This window comes from Acinetobacter sp. YH01020, from assembly GCF_013420275.1.
GTDB lineage: Bacteria > Pseudomonadota > Gammaproteobacteria > Pseudomonadales > Moraxellaceae > Acinetobacter > Acinetobacter amyesii.
This window is the reverse complement of the sequence record NZ_VOYN01000022.1, coordinates 1-15,193: the sequence shown is the minus strand read 5'-3', so window position 1 is coordinate 15,193 and position 15,193 is coordinate 1. Positions and strand designations below refer to the sequence as shown.

Annotated in this window: 18 protein-coding genes; 12 read left to right on the top strand and 6 right to left on the bottom strand. The window is 38.0% G+C overall.

Features of this window, described 5'->3' with window-relative positions; genetic code table 11:
* Positions 1 to 4: 4 nt before the first annotated feature.
* Positions 5 to 676, top strand: coding sequence for a ribose-5-phosphate isomerase RpiA (rpiA, locus tag FTT85_RS09910; RefSeq protein ID WP_180183460.1), 672 nt, complete (start codon positions 5 to 7; stop codon positions 674 to 676).
* Positions 677 to 792: 116 nt separating this feature from the next.
* Positions 793 to 1,470, top strand: a complete 678-nt coding sequence (locus FTT85_RS09905; RefSeq protein WP_180183459.1) for a SprT family zinc-dependent metalloprotease — start codon at positions 793 to 795, stop codon at positions 1,468 to 1,470.
* A gap of 213 nt (positions 1,471 to 1,683) precedes the next feature.
* Here the strand turns inward: FTT85_RS09905 and FTT85_RS18720 are convergent, their stop codons facing one another.
* Positions 1,684 to 1,962 carry a hypothetical protein gene (locus FTT85_RS18720; protein ID WP_228157131.1) on the bottom strand — a complete coding sequence of 93 codons (279 nt, stop codon included), beginning with the start codon at positions 1,960 to 1,962 and terminating at the stop codon, positions 1,684 to 1,686.
* A 131-nt stretch (positions 1,963 to 2,093) separates the two neighbouring features.
* On the opposite strand from FTT85_RS18720, the gene argC reads away from it, so the two are divergent.
* From argC to FTT85_RS09875, 5 genes are all read left to right on the top strand, one after another.
* Entirely contained in the window at positions 2,094 to 3,146 is a 1,053-nt protein-coding gene (gene argC, locus FTT85_RS09895) for an N-acetyl-gamma-glutamyl-phosphate reductase (protein ID WP_180022834.1), read from the top strand.
* Positions 3,147 to 3,225: 79 nt separating this feature from the next.
* Entirely contained in the window at positions 3,226 to 3,975 is a 750-nt protein-coding gene (locus FTT85_RS09890) for a hypothetical protein (protein ID WP_180026241.1), read from the top strand.
* A gap of 18 nt (positions 3,976 to 3,993) precedes the next feature.
* Positions 3,994 to 4,407, top strand: coding sequence for an ATP-dependent Clp protease adapter ClpS (clpS, locus tag FTT85_RS09885; RefSeq protein WP_078188641.1), 414 nt, complete (start codon positions 3,994 to 3,996; stop codon positions 4,405 to 4,407).
* 12 nt (positions 4,408 to 4,419) lie between these two features.
* Positions 4,420 to 6,696: an ATP-dependent Clp protease ATP-binding subunit ClpA gene (gene clpA, locus FTT85_RS09880; protein WP_180183458.1), complete on the top strand. Its 2,277-nt coding sequence runs from the start codon at positions 4,420 to 4,422 to the stop codon at positions 6,694 to 6,696.
* A 76-nt stretch (positions 6,697 to 6,772) separates the two neighbouring features.
* A complete protein-coding gene (locus FTT85_RS09875) occupies positions 6,773 to 7,126 on the top strand; it encodes a YnfA family protein (RefSeq protein WP_180177366.1) in 354 nt (117 codons plus the stop codon).
* A gap of 47 nt (positions 7,127 to 7,173) precedes the next feature.
* On the opposite strand, the gene FTT85_RS09870 is transcribed toward FTT85_RS09875, so the two are convergent.
* From FTT85_RS09870 to FTT85_RS09860, 3 genes are all read right to left on the bottom strand, one after another.
* Entirely contained in the window at positions 7,174 to 7,650 is a 477-nt protein-coding gene (locus FTT85_RS09870; RefSeq protein ID WP_180183457.1) for a hypothetical protein, read from the bottom strand.
* A 91-nt stretch (positions 7,651 to 7,741) separates the two neighbouring features.
* Positions 7,742 to 8,662, bottom strand: a complete 921-nt coding sequence (argF, locus tag FTT85_RS09865) for an ornithine carbamoyltransferase (RefSeq protein ID WP_078193464.1) — start codon at positions 8,660 to 8,662, stop codon at positions 7,742 to 7,744.
* Positions 8,663 to 8,774: 112 nt separating this feature from the next.
* Positions 8,775 to 9,428 (bottom strand): TetR/AcrR family transcriptional regulator, encoded by a 654-nt coding sequence (locus tag FTT85_RS09860; RefSeq protein ID WP_180183456.1) that lies wholly within the window; start codon positions 9,426 to 9,428, stop codon positions 8,775 to 8,777.
* Positions 9,429 to 9,667: 239 nt separating this feature from the next.
* Between FTT85_RS09860 and prpB the strand changes: the two genes are divergently transcribed.
* Positions 9,668 to 10,552, top strand: a complete 885-nt coding sequence (gene prpB / locus FTT85_RS09855) for a methylisocitrate lyase (RefSeq protein ID WP_180183455.1) — start codon at positions 9,668 to 9,670, stop codon at positions 10,550 to 10,552.
* A 3-nt stretch (positions 10,553 to 10,555) separates the two neighbouring features.
* Positions 10,556 to 11,692, top strand: coding sequence for a 2-methylcitrate synthase (prpC, locus tag FTT85_RS09850; RefSeq protein WP_078193462.1), 1,137 nt, complete (start codon positions 10,556 to 10,558; stop codon positions 11,690 to 11,692).
* Positions 11,693 to 11,756: 64 nt separating this feature from the next.
* On the opposite strand, the gene FTT85_RS09845 is transcribed toward prpC, so the two are convergent.
* Both FTT85_RS09845 and FTT85_RS09840 read right to left on the bottom strand, forming a co-directional pair.
* Complete coding sequence (locus FTT85_RS09845; RefSeq protein ID WP_180171442.1) at positions 11,757 to 12,374, bottom strand: aminotransferase; 618 nt, start codon at positions 12,372 to 12,374, stop codon at positions 11,757 to 11,759.
* 78 nt (positions 12,375 to 12,452) lie between these two features.
* Positions 12,453 to 12,929 carry a CinA family protein gene (locus FTT85_RS09840; protein ID WP_180183454.1) on the bottom strand — a complete coding sequence of 159 codons (477 nt, stop codon included), beginning with the start codon at positions 12,927 to 12,929 and terminating at the stop codon, positions 12,453 to 12,455.
* Between the two features lie 236 nt (positions 12,930 to 13,165).
* Here FTT85_RS09840 and FTT85_RS09835 point away from each other — a divergent pair, with 236 nt between their 5' ends.
* The 3 genes from FTT85_RS09835 (at position 13,166) to FTT85_RS09825 (ending at position 14,794) form a co-directional block, all read left to right on the top strand.
* A complete protein-coding gene (locus FTT85_RS09835; RefSeq protein ID WP_078190858.1) occupies positions 13,166 to 13,396 on the top strand; it encodes a hypothetical protein in 231 nt (76 codons plus the stop codon).
* Positions 13,397 to 13,906: 510 nt separating this feature from the next.
* Positions 13,907 to 14,053, top strand: a complete 147-nt coding sequence (locus FTT85_RS09830; RefSeq protein ID WP_180183453.1) for a hypothetical protein — start codon at positions 13,907 to 13,909, stop codon at positions 14,051 to 14,053.
* A gap of 531 nt (positions 14,054 to 14,584) precedes the next feature.
* Positions 14,585 to 14,794 carry a cold-shock protein gene (locus tag FTT85_RS09825; protein ID WP_180183452.1) on the top strand — a complete coding sequence of 70 codons (210 nt, stop codon included), beginning with the start codon at positions 14,585 to 14,587 and terminating at the stop codon, positions 14,792 to 14,794.
* Positions 14,795 to 15,193 lie beyond the last annotated feature (399 nt).

The window sequence follows — 15,193 nt, the reverse complement described above, 5'->3', positions numbered from 1 at the left end:
AGTTATGAGTCTGTATGCTACCCAAGATGAAAAGAAACAAGCTGCCGCAAAAGCTGCATTAAAGCATTTGCCAAAGGGCGGTATTTTGGGTGTTGGTACAGGAAGTACTGTGAACTTCCTCATCGAATTATTGCCAGAGCTTCAACTCGAAGCTGCGGTTGCCAGTTCTGAAGCAACTGCACAACGTTTGAAAAAATTAGGCATTGAAGTGGTTGATATGAACCATGTTGGTGGTTTAAATGCCTATGTGGATGGCGCAGATGAAATCGACCGTCATATGCACATGATTAAAGGCGGCGGCGCTGCACTGACTCGAGAAAAAATCGTTGCATCAATTGCGAAAAAATTCGTTTGTATCGTAGATGATTCTAAATGGGTTGATCAGTTGGCACGTGAATTTCCGCTTCCTGTAGAAGTGATTCCAATGGCACGTTCTGCTGTTGCGCGTAAAATTGTTTCTTTGGGCGGTGACCCTGTATACCGTGAAGGCGTAGTAACAGATAACGGTAATGTAATTTTAGACGTACACAACTTAAATATCCTGAATGCATTGGAACTTGAAAAGACTTTGAATGACATTCCGGGTGTAGTGTGTAACGGTATCTTTGCATTAAACAAAGCGGATATTGCTGTTGTTGCAACTGATAACGGTATTGAAGAGCGTACTGCGGTTTAATCTGTTCTATTAGAATCCCCCTTTGATAAAGGGGGGACTTTTCACCTGAATTTATTTAGGTGGTTTTCCCTCCTTTGTAAAAGGAGGGTTAGGGAGGATTTAAAATTAATAAAAATATGACTCCCAAGCTTCCTGAAATTCAAATCACCCGAAAATTACGTGCCACACGCTTAAGGCTGCGTGTAGGACCAACTCAAATTAAATTAACGGTTCCCCAGTTTTGTACACAGCGCCAAGTTCAAGATTTTCTGAAACAATCAGAACAATGGATGATTGAGACATGGCAGAAGCAGCAGGAAAAAACAGGGCAGATTGATAAAACGCTACCAGTAGAATTAAAACTATTCAATTTAGAACAGCCTTTAAGCATTGTTTATAAAGTTCAAAAACATTCATTCATCTTAGATGAAGAAAATCATCAGCTATTCATCAGTGATCGGCAGCCTGAGCAATATTTAAAAAGCTTTGTGATTGCTTATGCCAAAGAGTATTTACCAATTTATTTAAAGCAAGTGAGCAGTGAAACAGGCTTGAAATATGGTGATTGCTCAATTCGTCAGCCCAAAACGCGCTGGGGAAGCTGTTCAGCGCGCCATGATATTATGCTGAATAGCGCATTGGTGCTGTTTCCAGAGCAAGTTGCACGATATGTGGCTGTACATGAGTTAGCGCATACCAAGCATTTTGATCATAGTGCAAACTTTTGGGCTGAAGTTCAGAAACATGATATTCATTTCCAGCAGCATCGGAAAATACTAAAAATGACGGCAATGCCTTGGTGGTGGGTGCTCTGAATTAAAGGCACTAAGTTGTAAACACTAAAGCATTTCTTAATATATTATTTCAATTAAATCAAATCCTTCTTGGTATGTAGGCGGTTCTAATGCGTAATAAACATTGGTTAATGCCATCAGATCGACTATTTCATCTGAAGGGTGTTGAGCGTTTCTTTTTATGCATACTTCGAGCGGGATTTGAAACCATACAGCAACGCATTTTTTACCCAATTATTTAGCTTGCTCAATTATCGGTAGACGTTCAGATTGCTTTACTAAAATAGCATCAAAAATAATATTTTCAGGTTCGCGGGATATTTGGTTTTTGGCCCAAGTTGATTTCCCAGCCCCTTGGCATCCGATCAATATATAAATGATTTTAACCTTTGGGTTAGTTTTTAATTCATGCTTAAAAGCGTCAAAACAGCATTGCCATGCTGGAATATTTCTTTCTTTAGTGAAGACACGACCTTGAGCTGTGGATAGGTAATGATCAGGATTTATATGCATGATCTGACTTAATAGGATTCAGAAGATAAGCTAACATTATAAAGTGAAGCTTTATATGTCAAAACAGTTCAGAAATCCTCAACTTCCTGTCATACTAGGCAGTCATCAAATGGATACTTTGAATAGAGGTAATGAGCGTGATTTCAGTAGGTATTGTCGGCGGTACAGGTTACACAGGTGTTGAATTACTGCGTATTTTACTGCGACACCCAAATGCGGAAGTGAAAGTTTTAACTTCGCGTACTGAAAATGGCCGCCGTGTGGATGATATGTTCCCAAGTTTGCGTGGACATACAGACCTTTGCTATTCAGATCTAAATATTGAAGAACTAAAACACTGTGACGTTGTATTCTTTGCGACGCCGCACGGTGTTGCAATGAAACACGCAGAAGAGTTAGTTGCTGCAAATACTAAAGTGATTGACCTTGCTGCTGACTTCCGCTTGCAAGATTTAGCTCAATTTGAGAAATGGTATGGCCTAGATCATGCATGTCCAGAGCTATTAAAAGATTCAGTTTATGGTTTGTCTGAATTAAACCGTGAAAAAATTCAAAAGGCTTCAGTGATTGGTAACCCAGGTTGTTACCCAACAACTGTTCAGCTCGGTTTAGCGCCAGTATTAAAAGCCGAAGGATTAGTGAAACCTGAAAGCATTATTATTGATGCAAAATCAGGTGTGTCTGGTGCAGGTCGTAAAGCCAGCCTAGGTATGATCTATTCTGAAAATGCAGATAACTTTAAAGCATATGGTGTAGCAGGTCACCGTCATCATCCCGAAATAGTAGAAGCCTTAGAAAATATATCAGGTCAAAAAGGTGTGTTTAACGAAATTTTATTCGTACCGCATTTAGTACCGATGATTCGTGGCATGCTCAGTACTATCTATATTGATTTGACAGACGCAGGTGCTTCTGCGGATTTACAAAGCATATATGAACAGTTCTATGCCAATGAGCAGTTTGTAGATGTTATGCCTGCAGGTAGCTCACCTGAAACACGTACTGTGCGTGGTGCGAACCAATTACGTATTGCGATTTGCAAACCTCAACCGAAAAAATTAGTGATTTTGGTGGCTCAAGACAATTTGGTGAAAGGTGCAGCAGGTCAAGCCGTACAAAATATGAACTTGATGTTTAGTTTTGCTGAAAATGCAGGACTTCAAGGCATTGGTTTATTACCATAAGAAACGATTTAAAACTTCACACACATTTAAAACTGGATTTAAATGTGTGCCTTGAGTGAACTAAAAATAAGAGATGACGATGTCGAATACAGAATCTAATTTCAAGTCAGAACCTGAAAACAGTGAAAAAACGCCTTTTATGAAGACGAATATGCCACTGGCGATTGGTGCAGTTGTACTTGCATTGAGCAGCGGTTTGCTCGGATATAGTATCGGTCATCGTCAGGGCTTAACTGTGGTCGGATATGATGCAGATGCAGAGCAACTGGTTGATGTGGTGCAAAAGCAAAAAACTGAATTAGCAGGCCTGAATAAAAGTTTGAATGCGGCAATTCAAGAGCGTGATGTCGCTGTAAGTAATTCAAATGATTTATATTTGGCCGTTAAAAAAGCACGTGATGATCAAGAGTTAACCGGTAATTTGGGTGTTTTGTATCGTGAAGTATTGCGCCAACGTGGGGGTATGCCGCTTGCAGTACAACATTTAGCGATTAAATCGTTACCTGAAAATGCGTATGAATACCAACTTGATCTCGTTCAAGTAAGTCCGTCAAAAAGTAATGTATCTGGAAGTGTTGAGCTGCGTCTAATTAAGGGTACAGAAGTACTTGCAGTGCCTTTAGAAGACAAAAACTTTAACTTTAGCGAAAGTGAGCGACTCACTGGACGTTGGACCATGCCAAAAGGCTTTAGTCCAGACTTTATTGAAGTGCGTTTAACCGGTTCTAAACCCGTTATTCGCCGTTTTAGCTGGTCGAAAGGTCAGCCTGTTGAAAATCAATCTGCCTTCCTTTCAGAAATTCCTCAAACTGAAGCAAGTGCAAACTAAGTGTGAAACCTAAATCCTATGCGAACCAATAAGCGTCAAACGTGTTTATCTGACATTAAAAATTCATTTTACCAATCTGGTTTAGTGGACTGGCATCTAAACCCGACTCTCAGCCAAGGTACGCAGGATGATGGTGATTCAGACATTCAAGTATTGACTGCGCCACCTGAGTTAAAGCGTCCTCCTATGTATGCTGTCGTTTTAATGAATGATGATTACACCCCAATGGACTTTGTAATTGAAATTTTACAACAATACTTTGCTTTGAATCTTGACCAAGCCACTCAAGTAATGCTAACTGTACATTATGAAGGAAAGGGTGTTGCAGGGGTTTATCCGCGAGACATCGCAGAGACTAAAGCAAATCAGGTCAATAATTACGCTCGGTCGCAAAGTCATCCATTACTTTGTCAGATTGAGCCAAAAGATTAATAAGGGGATTACATGCTCAGTCGTCAATTAGAAGTATCACTACGTTTGGCTGTCAGCATGGCTCGTCAAAAGAGACATGAATTTTTGACGGTAGAACATTTATTATTGGCTTTACTGGATAATGATTCCGCTGTTAATGCATTGAAAGCATGTGGCGCAGACATTATTGTGCTTCGCAAAGAACTTGAAGAATACGTAGAACAACATACCCCTAAGCTTGGCGAAAATAGCGATCAAGCACCACATCCTACAGAAAGTTTTGATCGTATTTTGCAGCGTGCAATTTTCCATGTGCAATCGAGTGGAAATGACCGCACTGTAGAAGGTGCAGACATTTTAGTTGCGATGTATTCAGAGCGTGATTCATTTGCGGTGTATTTACTTAAACGCCATCAAATCAACCGTTTGACATTAACGCAGTATTTGTCTCATGGCACACGTAAAGATGAAGTCCAAGCCGAAGAAGAAATCGAAGAGCTCGATGGTGAAAGCACTACGTCTTCAAATTCTGGCCCATTAGAGCTTTATACGACCAATCTCAATGTTGAAGCTCAAAAAGGCAAAACAGATCCACTGATTGGTCGTGAAAAAGAGATTGAACGTACAGCTCAAATTCTATGCCGTCGCCGTAAAAACAACCCACTTTTGGTGGGTGATCCGGGTGTAGGTAAAACTTCGATTGCTGAAGGATTGGCTTGGCTCATTGTAAATGGTAAAGCACCTAAACCGCTTGAAAATGCAGAAGTGTTTAGCTTAGACATTGGTGCTTTAGTCGCTGGAACTAAATACCGTGGTGATTTTGAAAAGCGTTTAAAACAACTGCTAAATGCCTTGAAGAAAAAGCCCGAAGCTATTTTATTTATTGATGAAATTCACATGATCATCGGCGCAGGCTCAAGTATGGGCAGCACGATGGATGCATCGAACCTCATCAAACCTGCTTTGGCGAATGGTACTTTGCGTTGTATCGGTTCGACGACTTTCCAAGAATACCGTCAAGTCTTTGAAAAGGATCATGCATTATCTCGTCGTTTCCAAAAAATTGATGTCAATGAACCATCTATTTCAGAAACGATTGATATTCTGCGTGGCTTAAAAGGCAAATTTGAAGAATTCCATCATGTGAAATACGAAGATCAAGCGTTGGTTTCTGCGGTAGAACTATCTGCAAAATTTATCAATGATCGTTTCTTGCCTGATAAAGCCATTGATGTGATTGATGAAGCTGGTGCGCAGCGTCGTTTAAAAGCTGAGCAAGATGATACGGTCATTTCAGTTGAAAACATTGAAGATATCGTTTCGAAAATTGCGCGTATTCCACCGAAAACTGTCTCTAAAGATGACAAGAGCGTTCTTGAAAATCTTGAGCGTGATCTGAAACGTGTGGTGTTTGGTCAAGATGAAGCGATTGAAGCGCTTGCATCTGCGATTAAATTATCTCGTGCAGGTCTTAAAGCGCCAGATAAGCCTGTGGGTAATTTTGTCTTTGCTGGTCCTACAGGTGTGGGTAAAACTGAAGTCACTAAGCAATTGGCGAAATTATTAGGCGTCGAACTTGTACGTTTCGATATGTCGGAATACATGGAACGTCATGCCGTATCTCGTTTAATTGGTGCGCCTCCGGGTTATGTGGGTTTTGATCAAGGTGGTTTGCTCACCGACGCGATTCATAAGAATCCGCATTGCGTACTTTTACTAGACGAAATTGAGAAAGCACATCCAGATGTCTTTAATTTGTTATTACAAATTATGGATCATGGTTCATTAACGGATAACAATGGTCGTAAGTCTGACTTCCGTAACGTCGTGTTAGTGCTGACTACAAATATTGGTGCGGAATCAATTTCACGTGTGAGCATTGGTTTCATGGATCAAGATAACAGTAATGACAACCAAGACGCGATGAAAAAAGCCTTCTCTCCAGAGTTCCGTAACCGTTTAGATGGTGTCATTCAATTTAAAGCATTGCCAACAACTGTCATTGAAAGTGTGGTTGATAAGTTTTTAACAGAGCTTCAGGCACAGTTAGATGACAAAAAAGTGGTTCTTGAGGTTGACCAAGATGCACGCGAATGGATGGCAGAGCAAGGATACGATCGCTTGATGGGCGCTCGTCCAATGCAGCGTTTAATTCAAGAGCATTTGAAGAAACCGCTTGCTGAAATGATTTTGTTTGGCGAGCTTGCGGAACATGGTGGTAATGTTGGTGTTTCAGTGAAGAAAGAAAATGGCAAAGCTGTGGGCTTAAAACTCGAAGTGTTTGAAGACGAAACCGCTGAACCTGCTTAATCAATTTAATTAACAAAAACCCGTGCTTGCACGGGTTTTTTATATTTATTCAACGCTAGATTTGGATTTCTCAATGATGGACGTATCATTAACAAAAGTGCTGACCACTTTCGGTTTATTTGCACTAACAGCATTGATGGAAATTTTAGGCTGTTACTTCCCATATTTGATTTTAAATCAGCAAAAATCGCAGTGGTTATGGATTCCTACAGCCCTTGCATTGGCTGCATTTGTTTGGTTATTGACTTTGCATCCAGCAGCTTCGGGTCGTATCTATGCAGCCTATGGCGGAATCTACATTTTCTCTGCATTACTGTGGTTGCGTTTTGTCGATCACGTAACTCTAACACGTTGGGATATGCTAGGTGGTGTCATTGTATTGGTAGGTGCAGCTGTGATTGCATTACAGCCTCAAGGTTTAATTCGTTAAGTTTAATATTGCAGAAGTTAAACCAGGAGCTGTAAGAAATCAGATTTTTATTTAAATTTACATTCAGCGTTGTGGATTTTTATTTCGTATTTCTGTTGAGGTGAAGATAAATCCATTTCCAATACATATGGATTTACACGTTGAAATTGATGCTCAAATAGCAATTCACAATTTTGTAGAGAATTCTTTTTGATCAGTTGTTTGACTTGCTGTTGACCCACTGATTCTGCAAATTGTGTAAAGTCAGGTGTGGTGATAATTCCTTCGATTTCTATTTTATCTGCTGAAACTTCCATTTTTTCCATCAACACATTTTGGTCAACTTGATAAGGAAGAGTACGAGAGTCCTCGTCACTTATGGCAGCCAGTATTTCGTTTAAAGCTGTTTTATTTTTAATTTTAAAATTGCTATCTAAAATCTGATTTTTCACCAAGTATTGATCTAATTCACTTGGTTCACCAGCAAAGCTAAAAGTAGATAAGCTCAATCCAAGAGCCAATAAGCAAATATTTCTTAAACGCATAATCTTAATCACTTATAAAAGTTATGGTTTTATTAAAGCATGCAAAAACAAAAAAAGCACCCGAAGGTGCTTCATTTATCTAAGTAAAACCTTAGTCTTTTTTAAGATTTTCGTTAATTAAGAATTCAACAAGTGCTTTTTGTGCATGTAAGCGATTTTCAGCTTCATCCCAAACCACAGCATTTTTGTGGTCAAGCATATTTTCAGAAATTTCTTCGCCACGATGCGCAGGTAAGCAGTGCATAAATAGGCAGTCAGCGTGAGCAAGATCCATCAGGCGTTCATTCACTTGATAATCAGCAAACGCTTTTTCACGAATTTTTTGCTCTTCTTCTTGGCCCATACTTGCCCAAACATCTGTAACGATTAAATCTGCATTAACTGCAGCATCTTCGGCAGAATCAACAAGTTCCACACAGTGTGCAAATTCAGATAGAAATTCTGCTTTAGGTTCATAGCCCTTAGGTGCAGCGATTTTTAATTTAAAGCCCCACATATGAGCAGCTTCAATATATGAGTTACACATATTGTTGCCATCACCAATCCAAGCAACCGTTTTACCTTCAATAGAACCACGGTGTTCAACGAATGTTTGAACATCGGCAAGTAATTGGCAAGGGTGGTGATCATCTGTTAATGCATTGATGACAGGAACTTTTGAATAAGAAGCAAAACGTTCAACAATGTCATGACCAAAAGTACGAATCATCACAATATCAAGCATGCTTGAAATCACACGTGCAGAATCTTCCACTGGCTCACCACGACCTAATTGAGAGTCGCGAGATGAAAGGAAAATTGCGCTACCACCAAATTGGCTCATTCCTGCTTCAAACGATACACGTGTACGGGTGCTCGATTTCTCAAAAATCATGCCCATGACTTTACCAACGAAAGGTTGGAAAACTTCATTGTTATGCTGTTTGCGCTTGAGTTCGATACCGCGCTGTACAATTTGATTAAGTTCTAAAGTCGATAAATCGCGTAAAGTTAGAAAGTGACGTAGAGCCATTGTTACTCCACAATAATTGCTGAATCAAAAAACAAAACAACAATTAGTTGTTGGTTGGTTAGAGAAAAAGGAATCGATTAATATACTATAAGAGAGGTAAATTGCAAAAAATCTAGCGCTTTTGGTGACCGTCTAGGAAACGATCGACGCAATAACTGATGTAATTGATGGTTTCTTGATCATTTTCATCAATGGTGATGCCCATGAGAACGCGCCATTCTAAATTTCGCAAAATTCCAAAATAAAATTGAGCCGAAAACAGCGGGTTTTCACAATACAGCAAACCGTGTTGATGTGCTTGATATAAAATTTCCGCAACGGTGTTCTGAATTTGTTTCGTACCTTGCTCATGAATATAACGTGCTATTTCCGGATTACGTCCAGTTTGTTCTAAAACTAAACGCATAAATGCCGCATTTTCAGGCATCACAATATGCTGATGAAAGTCACTTAAAGTATTGATGAGATAAGCACGAATATCGGTGTCAGGGCTCACCGTAAATGGTAGGCAAATATCTTTGAAAAATAAGCAGCGACGATAGTCACAAATAGCCTTAAATAACCCGTCTTTATTACCAAAATATTTATAGATTGACGCTTTTGAACCACCTGCATGATTCACGATGTCATCTAATGAAACTGCATCAAACCCACGTTTTAAAAAAAGCTCCGTAGCACTTTCTAAAAGCGCAACACATCGTTCATGTCCGCGCCGTGTTTGTGGCTGGTCATGCGTTAAAGGTTCAATGTGTATTAAATCTTGCATAAAGTGATAATATTTAACAAAAAAAGAGCTGATTTGACGATAATTATAGCAAACAATTCAGTACTTTTCTGCTTTGCTCATAAATAAGAGATCTTTGACTAAAGAATAACAACAGATAGGTGACAAGTGAAATATTTGACTAAAGTTTTAGAGTTAATATTCTACAAAGCCATAGAGTTGGAAAAAAATATGGATATACTCAAACTTCGAAAATTAAAGTAAATGCCGTGGAAAGGAATATGACACAACAAACGTCTGCAGGCTTAAGATTTAGACAAGCATTGGAAATCGAAAAACCATTACAAATCATTGGCACAGTAAATGCCTATGCAGCAATGATGGCAAAAGAAGTTGGCTATAAAGCCATATATTTATCTGGTGCAGGTGTTGCGAACTATTCATATGGTTTACCTGACTTAGGCATGACCAGTTTAGATAATGTTTTGGAAGATGTTCGTCGTATTACTGAACGTGTAGATACGCCATTGCTTGTCGATATCGATACAGGTTGGGGCGGTGCATTTAATATTGCCCGCACTGTGAAGCAAATGATTGCTGCGGGTGCAGCAGCGGTTCATATCGAAGACCAAGTGGCACAAAAGCGTTGTGGTCACCGTCCGAACAAAGAAATTGTGACGCAGCAGGAAATGGTTGACCGTATTAAAGCTGCAGTCGATGCAAAAACCGATTCAAACTTTGTAGTGATGGCGCGTACAGATGCATTACAAAAAGAAGGTCTACAAGCTGTAATTGACCGTGCATGTGCATGTGTGGAAGCAGGCGCAGATGCGATCTTTGCTGAAGCAATGACTGACATTACCATGTATAAAACAGTCTGCGATGCTGTGGGTGTACCTGTACTGGCAAACATTACAGAGTTTGGTGATACCCCTTACTACACCAAAGAAGAATTAGGTGAGCAAGGCATTTCAATGGTGCTCTACCCATTATCACCAACACGTGCAATGCAAAAAGCGGCACTCGAAGTGATGCATGCGATCCGCAAAGACGGTACACAAGTCAATGTACTGGATAAAATGCAACAACGAAAAGAACTCTATCAATTCCTCGATTATCACACTTTTGAAAACACCTTAGATAAATTGTTCACTGAAGGAAAATAAAAAATGGCTGAAGGAAAAGTACTCACGGGCGCAGGACTGCGCGGACAAGTAGCTGGTAAAACTGCATTGTCAACTGTAGGCAAAAGTGGTGCGGGCTTAACCTATCGTGGTTATGACGTTCAAGACTTGGCAGAAAACTGTCAGTTTGAAGAAGTCGCGTACCTCATTTTCTTTGGTGAATTACCAACAACAGAACAACTAGCAGCATACAAAGCAAAACTCAAATCATTGCGTCAATTACCACAAGCCTTGAAAGAAGTATTAGAACGTATTCCTGCTGACTCACACCCAATGGACGTGATGCGTACAGGCGTTTCAATGCTCGGTAACCTTGAAACTGAAAAATCATTCGATGAACAACAAGATGTTGCAGACCGTATTTTGGCAACGCTACCTGCGATCATCTGCTACTGGTATCGCTTCAGTCATGATGGCGTACGTGTAGAAGAAAACACCGATGATGATTCAATCGGCGCTCAATTCTTACATTTACTTCGTGGCGAAAAACCAAATGAATTGCATGAGCAAGTGATGAACGTGTCACTGATTCTGTATGCAGAGCATGAGTTTAACGCTTCAACATTCACAGCGCGTGTATGTGCATCAACATTGTCAGATATGCATTCATGTATCACAGGTGCAATTGGTTCACTTCGTGGCCCATTACATGGCGGTGCAAACGAAGCTGCAATGGAAATGATTGAAAACTGGACGTCTCCAGAAGAAGCTGAGCGAGAAATGCTAGGCAAACTTGAGCGTAAAGAAAAGATCATGGGCTTTGGTCATGCGATTTACAAAGATAACGATCCACGTAATGGCATTATCAAGAAATGGTCTGAACGCCTAGCAAAAGACGTCGGTGATACTGTACTTTATCCTGTATCAGTGCGCTGTGAAGAAGTGATGTGGCGTGAGAAGAAATTATTCTGTAATGCTGATTTCTTCCATGCATCTGCATATCATTTCATGGATATTGCAACCAAGTTGTTCACGCCAATCTTTGTAATGTCACGTGTAACAGGTTGGGCTGCGCATGTAATGGAGCAGCGTGCGGACAATCGTATTATTCGCCCAAGTGCGGACTATACAGGTCCGGAATTACGTAAAGTTGTGCCAATTGCAGAGCGTTCTGCAGCATAATTTTAAGTGTAATAAAAAAGCCTCAAAAGAGGCTTTTTTATTATTTGTTATTTAATTTAACAATCTATTTGGTTAGTAAAACTGGATCTTCAACGCTATATCCTGTTTCAAATGGAATCCCTAGATATTTAACAGTTACTAAATAAAAAGGCTTTTGCACTACACGATAAGTTTTAGAGATTTTTAAACCTTCTTTATAGGTCTCAGCCTTTTGTACAGCGCTTTTATACTGCGAATTTTTAACACGATATTGATAGGTCCATTTATCAATGGTTTCAGTGGGGTCATACCATGATTTTGCAGTGCCATTCATGGTTGTTAATACCTGTATTCGAGCATTATTGTTATTTACTGGTGTTAATTTGACTAAACGTTTTTTTATTTTCGCGATTTCTTTATTAAACTGGGTGCTGTCTTGATCGTAATCAATCCGTTTTGTCTTTGGATTAATATACAAAGACTTCACTGTAATTAATTGCGTCGGTTTTTTGCTATCTAATTGATAATAATATAATTGTGGTAAACGACCACGACCATCTTCAAAATGACGCATTAAATAGATTTTTTGGTCTTTTTTATCAAAACCTAAAACCTCAATGGTTTGAGGGCCGCCTACCGTCGCGAAAGCAGAGCAGGACAGTAGGGTGCTAATTGCGAATGCATTGAAATGACGTAGCTGCATTTTCTTGTCCTGATAAGTAAATTCCTCAATACAGTATGCGATGCAAAATGATATTTAAATATGAAGATTATGTATGTTTTATTCTGCATTTAAGATGTCTAATACACTGTGAGCAACATTTTCAGTTAACTGATCTAAGCGTTCTAAAGCCGTACCCAAAATAAAATAATGATAATTAAAGATACGACCATCATGTAAAATTGAAATATAAAATGTTCCTTCGGGTTTTTCTATGGTTGCACTGCCACCGGGTTTGAGTAATCCAGTGCAGGCCACCACGAAGTCCGCATGTAAAAATAGTTGTTGTCCTTGCTCAGCCATCGCTTGAGTCACTTCTGCGGATTCGGCCGTAAATTTTTCTATTAGTAAAGGATCTACTTTTAAAATTTCACGTTTGATCGATGGATCATAGCTCACTAGTCCACCTAATAAGATATCTGCACCACTATTCTTATAAATTGAAAATTGACTACATAAATAACCAGAGCTTGCACTCTCGATAAACGCGATGGTCATGGATTTTTGTTCTAAAGCATCGCAACACTGTTTAAGCATGTGCTTACCCCAAAGTAGAATGGTGAATGATCATTAGTATTCTTAAAATTTTAGCATTGATTCCGCTCGCCTGTAATTTCACTAAAAGTATAAGTTGGCACTTTGGATGTTGATGAATTCACAAAAATAGCGTGATTGTTTAGAAGCTGTACGAAAATATGAAATAAAGGTTTCTTCGGAAGGAAAACGATGTTAAAACTTAAAATAAAGAGCGTAACAAAAGTAGGTTTATTTCAATGAAAACGACTGTTAAATATGTAGTATTAAAAAGCCTAGACTATCAATTGGGCACGCCACTTTTTCAAGAAGAATTAGACGCAGATAGCCTGTATTTTGATCAAATTCCGGCTGTAATTCAGTATCAAAATCATCAATTTAAAGTGAAAAGCAAAGAGTTAAAGCGTGTTTATTTGGCGGAAGAAAATGAAGACATGCAAACCATTATTGTGAAAGTACTTGCCGTTTAATTTCGATCAATTTGTAGTATTAAAAATACAGTTCTCATTGAGTTGGGAGCTGTTTTTTTGTATTTGACAGACTCAAATTTATATATAAATCTAGATTTAAAGGAGATATGTATTTTTAATGACCACTTGATCGTGTCGTCTTCGCTATTCGACTAACAGCTATTTAATCCCCCAGATATTATTTAGTATAATTTATCTGTTTTTTCATGGGGGAAGAAATGATGGACTTATTTAAATTTCTAAAAAGCTTTAATACAACGGGCACTTATCTTTTAATTTCAACGATTTCGCTAGTTTGCTTAGTTGTGTATTTCTATTTTATTAATCCAAACTGATCTAAGTTGCCTGCCTATATCGTTGGCTTTAAATAAAGATCTTAGTAAATAAAACTACATAATTAAATTTTTTATCAAAAATATTGATATAAATTTTTGAATAAATTTAAAATAGAGCTAATGGTTTTAATTCATTTGTGTATGGGTAAAGCCAAAACGATAGCAAGGTTTTTCTATGCAAGATGTTATGAAAGAAGAAGCGCCACGTACGAAAGATTTTGGACGTAGGTTTGTTCATCTAGGAATTATATTGTGGAATAAGACCTTACCGGTAGGTTTGTGCAACAAAGCCTTTAACGATATAAAAACTTTAATTTTTTAAATTGTAAAAAAATAACTTTTAAGACTTTTAGGTTATGTATTTTAATTAAACTTAACAATGGTTTAGCTAGATATTTAAAATGGATAAAATTAATATCTTTAATTTACATTAATTTTTTATTTTTTTCTATTTCGCACTTTTTAAATTTATACAATTTAGTTAGATTTATAGAACAACAATTCTAAATCGAGCAATCAAAATGCCCAATCTATATGATCATCATGTTTTAAGGCAGATCTATGATTTTATAGTCGAACGGGAAGGATTCGAAAAATTAACACCCTATAACCAAGCTATGGAGTTTTTCAAAGAACTTTCTCAAGGAGATCAATCGGACGTCATACAAACGGAGCCAAATATCCTTTATGGAAAATTTGGGAGCATATCTAAAATCAATCTTAGATTAGTATCCTTATTTCGAGAAAAGGATAAGTTCTTAAAATGGGCTTATGAGCAACTAAACTAACTAAATAACTTACTAAGTATTACTAAGGAGTATGAAATAACAAACTCAAACATTAGGAATAAAAAATGACTAACAATGCCAGTGGTATAGTGAAATGGTTCAATGAAGGTAAGGGATTTGGATTTATCCAATCTGATAATGGAGAAGATTTATTTGCACACTACAGTGAAATAAACATGAGCGGCTATAAAGCACTTAAAGAAGGCCAGCGTGTACAATTTGAAATTACTCAAGGAAAAAAAGGCCGACAAGCTAGCAATATCACAGTTATGTAAGGCAACTGTGTTGGGTTGCTAACCGCAGTTAATAAACATAAAAATTTAGCCGTAAAAATTTTTTTGAGCTTTGTGCACATGGGTACAAGCTTCAAAATACTTATTACAATATTTTTCTTTAGTTTAATCGTTATTTGCTTTGTAGTTCATACGGAAAACAAGGAAATAAGGTTAAGTGAAATGAAACGATTGGTTAAATAATATTTATGTTATTAAATTTAAATAATTAATTTAATATATCAAGGGCCATTAAAATGTTACAACTTATAAAATAGACTTCCGTCATAAATCAAAAAACGTACAATTTATTTGATCTTAAATTAATCAGCAAAATTATTTAATTCGAGGGATAATCCTTGGATGAAATTCAAAGATATTCAAAAATTATCAGACGTTAAG

Coding starts and splice junctions, on each gene's coding strand:
- FTT85_RS09890 (WP_180026241.1), top strand. CDS start 3,226: ATGTCGAATACAGAATCTAATTTCAAGTCAGAACCTGAAAACAGTGAA.
- FTT85_RS09875 (WP_180177366.1), top strand. CDS start 6,773: ATGGACGTATCATTAACAAAAGTGCTGACCACTTTCGGTTTATTTGCA.
- clpS (WP_078188641.1), top strand. CDS start 3,994: ATGCGAACCAATAAGCGTCAAACGTGTTTATCTGACATTAAAAATTCA.
- rpiA (WP_180183460.1), top strand. CDS start 5: ATGAGTCTGTATGCTACCCAAGATGAAAAGAAACAAGCTGCCGCAAAA.
- FTT85_RS09830 (WP_180183453.1), top strand. CDS start 13,907: ATGCAAGATGTTATGAAAGAAGAAGCGCCACGTACGAAAGATTTTGGA.
- FTT85_RS09870 (WP_180183457.1), bottom strand. CDS start 7,650: ATGCGTTTAAGAAATATTTGCTTATTGGCTCTTGGATTGAGCTTATCT.
- prpB (WP_180183455.1), top strand. CDS start 9,668: ATGACACAACAAACGTCTGCAGGCTTAAGATTTAGACAAGCATTGGAA.
- clpA (WP_180183458.1), top strand. CDS start 4,420: ATGCTCAGTCGTCAATTAGAAGTATCACTACGTTTGGCTGTCAGCATG.
- argF (WP_078193464.1), bottom strand. CDS start 8,662: ATGGCTCTACGTCACTTTCTAACTTTACGCGATTTATCGACTTTAGAA.
- FTT85_RS18720 (WP_228157131.1), bottom strand. CDS start 1,962: ATGCATATAAATCCTGATCATTACCTATCCACAGCTCAAGGTCGTGTC.
- FTT85_RS09845 (WP_180171442.1), bottom strand. CDS start 12,374: ATGCAGCTACGTCATTTCAATGCATTCGCAATTAGCACCCTACTGTCC.
- FTT85_RS09835 (WP_078190858.1), top strand. CDS start 13,166: ATGAAAACGACTGTTAAATATGTAGTATTAAAAAGCCTAGACTATCAA.
- FTT85_RS09825 (WP_180183452.1), top strand. CDS start 14,585: ATGACTAACAATGCCAGTGGTATAGTGAAATGGTTCAATGAAGGTAAG.
- FTT85_RS09840 (WP_180183454.1), bottom strand. CDS start 12,929: ATGCTTAAACAGTGTTGCGATGCTTTAGAACAAAAATCCATGACCATC.
- FTT85_RS09860 (WP_180183456.1), bottom strand. CDS start 9,428: ATGCAAGATTTAATACACATTGAACCTTTAACGCATGACCAGCCACAA.
- prpC (WP_078193462.1), top strand. CDS start 10,556: ATGGCTGAAGGAAAAGTACTCACGGGCGCAGGACTGCGCGGACAAGTA.
- argC (WP_180022834.1), top strand. CDS start 2,094: ATGAGCGTGATTTCAGTAGGTATTGTCGGCGGTACAGGTTACACAGGT.
- FTT85_RS09905 (WP_180183459.1), top strand. CDS start 793: ATGACTCCCAAGCTTCCTGAAATTCAAATCACCCGAAAATTACGTGCC.